This window comes from Brevibacterium sp. HMSC24B04 (genome assembly GCF_001806835.1).
Lineage (GTDB): Bacteria > Actinomycetota > Actinomycetes > Actinomycetales > Brevibacteriaceae > Brevibacterium > Brevibacterium ravenspurgense.
Window position 1 is genome coordinate 1 of record NZ_KV786092.1, and the last position, 5,316, is coordinate 5,316.

9 protein-coding genes are annotated in these 5,316 nt (G+C 69.1%); 3 read left to right on the forward strand and 6 right to left on the reverse strand.

Annotated features, from left to right (window positions below):
* Nucleotides 1-194: 194 nt before the first annotated feature.
* Entirely contained in the window at nucleotides 195-593 is a 399-nt protein-coding gene (gene mobC / locus HMPREF3092_RS06475; RefSeq protein ID WP_070424259.1) for a plasmid mobilization relaxosome protein MobC, read from the reverse strand.
* A gap of 255 nt (nucleotides 594-848) precedes the next feature.
* On the opposite strand from mobC, the gene HMPREF3092_RS06480 reads away from it, so the two are divergent.
* Nucleotides 849-1,247: a hypothetical protein gene (locus HMPREF3092_RS06480; RefSeq protein WP_070424260.1), complete on the forward strand. Its 399-nt coding sequence runs from the start codon at nucleotides 849-851 to the stop codon at nucleotides 1,245-1,247.
* Between the two features lie 328 nt (nucleotides 1,248-1,575).
* Here the strand turns inward: HMPREF3092_RS06480 and HMPREF3092_RS06485 are convergent, their stop codons facing one another.
* The 4 genes from HMPREF3092_RS06485 to HMPREF3092_RS06500 form a co-directional block, all read right to left on the reverse strand.
* Entirely contained in the window at nucleotides 1,576-2,166 is a 591-nt protein-coding gene (locus HMPREF3092_RS06485) for a recombinase family protein (protein ID WP_070424261.1), read from the reverse strand.
* Nucleotides 2,167-2,173: 7 nt separating this feature from the next.
* The gene (locus HMPREF3092_RS06490) at nucleotides 2,174-2,980 is read right to left on the reverse strand and encodes a Fic/DOC family protein (RefSeq protein WP_070424262.1); all 807 of its coding nucleotides are present in this window, start codon (nucleotides 2,978-2,980) and stop codon (nucleotides 2,174-2,176) included.
* Entirely contained in the window at nucleotides 2,980-3,216 is a 237-nt protein-coding gene (locus HMPREF3092_RS06495) for an antitoxin VbhA family protein (protein ID WP_070424263.1), read from the reverse strand. The genes HMPREF3092_RS06490 and HMPREF3092_RS06495 overlap by 1 nt, the downstream gene beginning before the upstream one ends.
* A 174-nt stretch (nucleotides 3,217-3,390) precedes the next feature.
* Nucleotides 3,391-3,942, reverse strand: a complete 552-nt coding sequence (locus HMPREF3092_RS06500; RefSeq protein ID WP_070424264.1) for a TetR/AcrR family transcriptional regulator — start codon at nucleotides 3,940-3,942, stop codon at nucleotides 3,391-3,393.
* A gap of 147 nt (nucleotides 3,943-4,089) precedes the next feature.
* Between HMPREF3092_RS06500 and HMPREF3092_RS06505 the strand changes: the two genes are divergently transcribed.
* Together HMPREF3092_RS06505 and HMPREF3092_RS06510 are read left to right on the forward strand one after the other, a co-directional pair.
* Nucleotides 4,090-4,437 carry a DMT family transporter gene (locus tag HMPREF3092_RS06505; protein WP_070424267.1) on the forward strand — a complete coding sequence of 116 codons (348 nt, stop codon included), beginning with the start codon at nucleotides 4,090-4,092 and terminating at the stop codon, nucleotides 4,435-4,437.
* The gene (locus HMPREF3092_RS06510; protein WP_070424265.1) at nucleotides 4,437-4,757 is read left to right on the forward strand and encodes a DMT family transporter; all 321 of its coding nucleotides are present in this window, start codon (nucleotides 4,437-4,439) and stop codon (nucleotides 4,755-4,757) included. The genes HMPREF3092_RS06505 and HMPREF3092_RS06510 overlap by 1 nt, the downstream gene beginning before the upstream one ends.
* A 39-nt stretch (nucleotides 4,758-4,796) precedes the next feature.
* Here HMPREF3092_RS06510 and HMPREF3092_RS06515 read toward each other — a convergent pair whose 3' ends face one another.
* A complete protein-coding gene (locus HMPREF3092_RS06515) occupies nucleotides 4,797-5,213 on the reverse strand; it encodes a hypothetical protein (protein ID WP_070424266.1) in 417 nt (138 codons plus the stop codon).
* Between the last annotated feature and the right edge of the window lie 103 nt (nucleotides 5,214-5,316).

Consider the following 5,316-nt stretch of genomic DNA (forward strand, 5'->3'; position numbering starts at 1 on the left):
CACGATTAACTAACCTCCCCGATCAGTACAACTAACCTCCCCGATCAGTACACCTAGCTCGTCGTCGTCGTGCCACGCCATCATCGCCTCGTCACCGGCGACAAGGTGAGGTTCGGTGTGCTCGTTCGCGCGTCCCGGACCGGTCAGGTACGTCAGCAGTCCGGCCATCCTGTCGCCGCGGACAACGTTCGGCATCATGGCAGGCTCAGCCCGTCGATCGCGTCGTCGATGCGCACCGCGGTACGGCGCACGGCGTCGAGCGTCGCGCTCATCTCCGCCTGCACCTCGCCGGTCGCGTTGGTCGCACGAGCCATCTGGTTGACGTTGTTCGAGACGGCCGCGAGCAGCCGGTGCAGCGCGAACAGCTCGGCCATCGCGTTGCGCCGCTCGGTGGGAGTCTGCGACGTCGCGGACGCCAGCGCGGACTCGACGAGCAGCCGCGGGATCGTCACGTGCTGCGCCTCCGCGAGACGTAGCAACATGCCTTCTTCCTCGGGCGACACCTTCACCTCGTGACGGTGCTGCCGCCCACCGTCGACGTTCGCCCGGCGACGTCGCGCGAACAGGCGACCCTTGGGAGCCTCCTCGCTCATCAGATCACCTGCCTTCCAGCCCAGCGCAGCGACCCCGCCTCGTGCGGGGACCACACTCTTAGTGTGCCCGATCCGCGGCGCCAAGTCGAGGATTCAAGCCACTTAGCCGTGCTAAGTCTTTAGCTTGCTCCGTCTGGGACTCGATTCGGGGTTGCTCACGTCGGCAGACGGGAGCGGTCGCGGCTCCGCCGCGACGATGCTTTTCAGTCGACGCGAGACGTCGACGTAGACAACACGACTCCGTACGATGGAGTCATGGCTACGACACCAACACCAGAGGAAGCGATCGACCGCGCCAAGCGCGTACTGGACGATCGGATCGACACCATTCGCCAGGCCGTCGAGGCTCGTCAGCACGTCGCAGACGTGCGCGAGGAGACCGACCGTGAGCGGGCCGAGCTGGAAGCCCGCATCGCGCAGCGGGTGGGCGACGCCGAGCGCGCCGACGTCAAGGCGTACAACGCCGCCGTGAGCGCGGGATGGTCCGCCGACGAGCTGCGCAAGATCGGCCTGCCGGAGCCTGACAAGAAGGCTCGTACGCGCCGCCGCGCTGCGCGCAAGCCCGCGGCCTCGCGGCCCGCTCCCCCGGCTCCTGAGCCGACTGCTCCGAGCGATGACCGCTCCGCGGTCGAGGGAGACCAGGACGCTGCGTGACATTGCCCCCTGACCACCTGTGGACGGCTCCGGCTAACGCCGGGGCCGGACCCGCCCACAGGTGGACAGCGGGACCCATCTGCCCGCCCGCACACAGGCCGCACCGTCCCGTTCCGCTGCTCGGTCGCGTCGAGGTAGTGCGGCCCGTGCACGGCCTCCTTGGGTGCACGGTCCCCCTCCCCCCGACGCCGAAGGATCACACACCACAGACCCCCGTCAAGGGCGCTCCGCGTCACTGCGTGATGCGGCTACGCCGCACCCTTGACGGGGGTCTGTGGTGTGCAGGGCGGCATTTATCGGGGGGATGGGCAGGAGCGGTCAGGACCGCCTACGGCGAGACGGTCGCCTCGGCCTCGTCGTCCACCTTGGCGAGGGCTCGGGAGACCGACGAGGCGCCGACTCCGAGCACCTTCGCGATGTGCGCGACGCTGTGCTCCTCGGCGCGCATCTTCACGGCCGCCGCGATGCGCTCGGGCGTCATCACCGACGGTCGGCCGCCGACACGGCCCTGAGCACGAGCGTGCGCCAGGCCGCGCCTGGTGTTGTCCCGGATGGTGTCGACGCGGAGCTGCGCGAACACGGCGACGATGCCGAACAGTGCGCGCCCCATCGGGGTAGTCGTGTCGATATCGGGCTCGGTCAGGCTCTTGATGTTCACGCCCCGCTCGTGCAGCTCGTTGATGGTCTGGATCGCCATCGTCTCGCTGCCTGCGATGCGGTCGAGGCGACGCACCATGAGGGTGTCGCCGGGGCGCAGGTAGTCCAGGCACGCAAGCCACTGCGGGCGGTCCTTGACCCGACTTGACTCGCCGTGGTCGACGAACACACGCTCGACGCCGGCGGCACGCAGCTCGGCCTCCTGAGCCTCGGGGTTCTGCTCGCGCTTCGAGACTCGTGCGTAGCCCACGAGGTTGCTCATGACGGCCTCACCTCCCCTGTCCGGTTCCGCTGCCTCGGCCCGGCATGTACGGGCCGCCGTGGCGCGCCTGGGGGCCTCTCTGCGGTCCTGTCTGGGGTGGCTGGTTGGTCGCCTGAGTCGCAGCCCGCGGATAGGACGCACGCGCAGCCGAGCGTCCAGGGCCAGGCGGCGCCGACGTCGACGGCCCGCTCGTGCGCGGCGCAGCGATCGCACGGAACACCGGCACGAGCGAGGCCGGCTCGGGTGCGTAGGAGAACATGTCGGGCCGACTGAGCTGCGATGCCTGGTTCCACACGTCCGGGGTCACCTGGCCGAAGTCGAGAGTGAAGCGCGATCGCTCCGCGACGTGCTCCATGAACACCTTCCCGGTCCGTCCGTTGCCCTCACGGAACGGGTGCGCCTGGTTCAGGTAGGCGAACACCGTCGCGGCTCGCTCTGCGAACGTGTCGCGGTCCAGCCGTCCCCAATCGGTGCCGGCAACGCGCTTGCGCACGTCGTCGAGGAGCTGGTCGACCTCGCCCGTCTTGACGTCCCCGAAACCGCGGCCGGCGCCCTTGGAGATGTTCACGCTGCGGAACTCCCCCGCCCACGCATAGACGTCCTGGAACAGATGCCGGTGGATCGCCCGCACATGGTCGGCGTCGTAGGTCTTGGGGATGGCGACCTGACCGGCCAGCAGCTCGCGCTGCCGGCGTGCAGTCTCGACGTACTCCAACCTGGTCAGTACCACCGGGTCGCGCTCGTCGAACAGGTTGCGCAGCGTGCCCTCGTCGGGCGGCGGGTAGAAGTACGACTCCCAGGTGTCGAACGCCATCAGCGCGCGACGGCGACCGTCCGTCGCCGCGCGGCGGCGTGGGCGCGCCGGCGGTACTCCTCGGCGTCGATCGCGCCGCGGGCCTCGTCGGTCAGGTTCTCCACGTCCTCGCGGTTCGGGGTCCACCCCTCGTGCCAAGCGCTGGCGAGCGACTGCACCACGGCGCGACGCTGGGTCTCGTCGAGCTGCACGAACAGCTCGGGCCAGCGGTCCTCGATGTCGAACTTCGTAGCCACGGTGGGGCTCCCCTCTCCTGGGTCTGAGACCATTCTACCGGAGCAACCGAAAACGGTCCAGCGGTGGTTTCGGTGCGTCTAGGTTTCGGTGGTGAGTTTCGGTTGACCGATGCTCGGCGTGTCGGCGCTCTGGTCGACGTCGCCGGCATCCGCACCGGAAACGATCGTTATCGGTCAGGGCGAGGTGGTCGCGGGGATCATGGCGGCGATGGCCTCGGCCACGGCGCTCCGGAACTGGGGGTTCAGGCGGGTGTCGTACATCGACTCGAAGCTCCACAGCCCGTCCGCGGCGAGCCGGGCGATGAACATCGCGAACGCACGCGGGTCGGTCGCTGCCTCCTCTGCGGTGGGCGTCCACCGCGCCACGACGCCATCCCACTGCGCGGCGAGGCCGGCGTGCTTGGAGAACTCGAGAATCAGGGCCAGCTCGGCGCTACCGGCCGACTCGGTCGCCACCCGCGCGTACGCGGCCAACCGTTCCTCCGGCGTCGCCTCCGCGGCCGTCTTGCCGGCGGCTGCCTCCATCGCTCCCTCCCAGAACACGATCAAGTGCTCTTGGATGCCCCACAGCAGGGCCTCCCGGCTCGGGAAGTAATACATGAGCCCGGCCTTGGTCAGCCCGGCCTCCTGCGCGACAGCATCCAGGGTGATCCCGGTCACCCCGTCACGCTCCGCGACGCGCAGCGCGGCGTCAAGGATGTTGGTGCGCTTGCTAGGTCGCGTCACCGCGCACCTCCCGTCCTCGAATCGCCCGGCACCGAGCTTGGCTGGCGAGCCTCGCCCGAGTTACTATACCATTTGGTAGGTTGCTTGAATCGTCTGAGTTCCGGTAAGGGGTCGCGGCCCCACCCAGCTCCTCTCGAAAGTCGAATGATGAAGAAGTGGATACTCCTCGCCTGCGCGATCCTCAGTGAGGTCACCGGGTCGCTCTCCCTCAAAGCCGCGCTCGGTCATCCGGGCTGGTATGCGCTCGTGGTCGCCGGTTTCTTCTGCGCGTTCATGTTCCTCGCGCTCGTCCTGCGCGAGCGCGTGCCGCTCGGCGTCGCCTACGGCATCTGGGGAGCCTCCGGCGTCGCCCTCACCGCGATCCTGTCCACCCTGATCTACGGTGAACCGCTCACCCCGATCATGGTCGGCGGGATCGTGCTCATCACCCTCGGCGTGCTGACTATCGAACTCGGCTCCCAACGCGCCGCCCGCCAGAGGCAGGCGGCGAGCTGATGGCCTGGCTGTTCCTCGCCGGCGCGATCGGCTTCGAGGTCGCCGCGACCCTCTCCCTGCGCATGGCCACCCACGGCCGCAAGCTCTGGTTCGTCGCGGTCATCGCCGGCTACATCGTCGCGTTCACCATGCTGGCACTCGCCCTCGACGCGGGGATGGCCCTCGGCGTCGGCTACGGCATCTGGGTCGCCTGCGGCGTCGCCCTCACCGCCATCCTCTCCAAGCTCCTCTTCGACGAGCCGTTTTCGTGGATCATGGCCGCCGGCATCGCCCTTGTCGTCGGCGGCGTCCTCCTCGTCGAACTCGGCGCCGCGCACTGAGCCGTGGCCGACACACCGCGGGCCGCTGCCGGCGTGCGGTCAGCGTTCGAGTTGGCCGGGCCGGTCGGCGGTAGGTCCGTTCGCTCGTACTGCGGTGACCGTGACGGCGCGGGCCTGCGGGGCGCTTGGGAATGACGCTGCCCTTACGTTCGTCACGGCGCCGGCGAGAGGGGAGCGCTCGCCCTCCTGGGTGAGCGTGAATGCCTCGACGACCTCGGCGCGGTCGAGCGGGATTCGGTAGTGCAGCTCGCCGTCGGGGAACTCGTCTTCGAGCTGCGCGTCGGCCTCGTCGACGCGCACGTGCACGACGGCTGATCCGTAGCCGGCGGCCTCGCCGTCGACGTGCGTCGAGACGTACGCCTCCGGCGTGTTCTCACGTGTGAGGAAGCGGCCGGTGGCCACGATCGCGCGGGCGGCGTCCTCGCTGGTGCGGTGGTACAGGTCCAGGGTGGTCATCGCGCCACTGCCTGCGCTCGCGTAACGTAGGTCAGGCCGGCGCGGTGCAGCGCGTCGGCGGGGGTGCCGCTAGTTGTACTAACCGGGGACGTTGGTTGAGTTT

Coding starts and splice junctions, on each gene's coding strand:
- mobC (WP_070424259.1), bottom strand. CDS start 593: ATGAGCGAGGAGGCTCCCAAGGGTCGCCTGTTCGCGCGACGTCGCCGG.
- HMPREF3092_RS06480 (WP_070424260.1), top strand. CDS start 849: ATGGCTACGACACCAACACCAGAGGAAGCGATCGACCGCGCCAAGCGC.
- HMPREF3092_RS06485 (WP_070424261.1), bottom strand. CDS start 2,166: ATGAGCAACCTCGTGGGCTACGCACGAGTCTCGAAGCGCGAGCAGAAC.
- HMPREF3092_RS06490 (WP_070424262.1), bottom strand. CDS start 2,980: ATGGCGTTCGACACCTGGGAGTCGTACTTCTACCCGCCGCCCGACGAG.
- HMPREF3092_RS06505 (WP_070424267.1), top strand. CDS start 4,090: ATGAAGAAGTGGATACTCCTCGCCTGCGCGATCCTCAGTGAGGTCACC.
- HMPREF3092_RS06510 (WP_070424265.1), top strand. CDS start 4,437: ATGGCCTGGCTGTTCCTCGCCGGCGCGATCGGCTTCGAGGTCGCCGCG.
- HMPREF3092_RS06515 (WP_070424266.1), bottom strand. CDS start 5,213: ATGACCACCCTGGACCTGTACCACCGCACCAGCGAGGACGCCGCCCGC.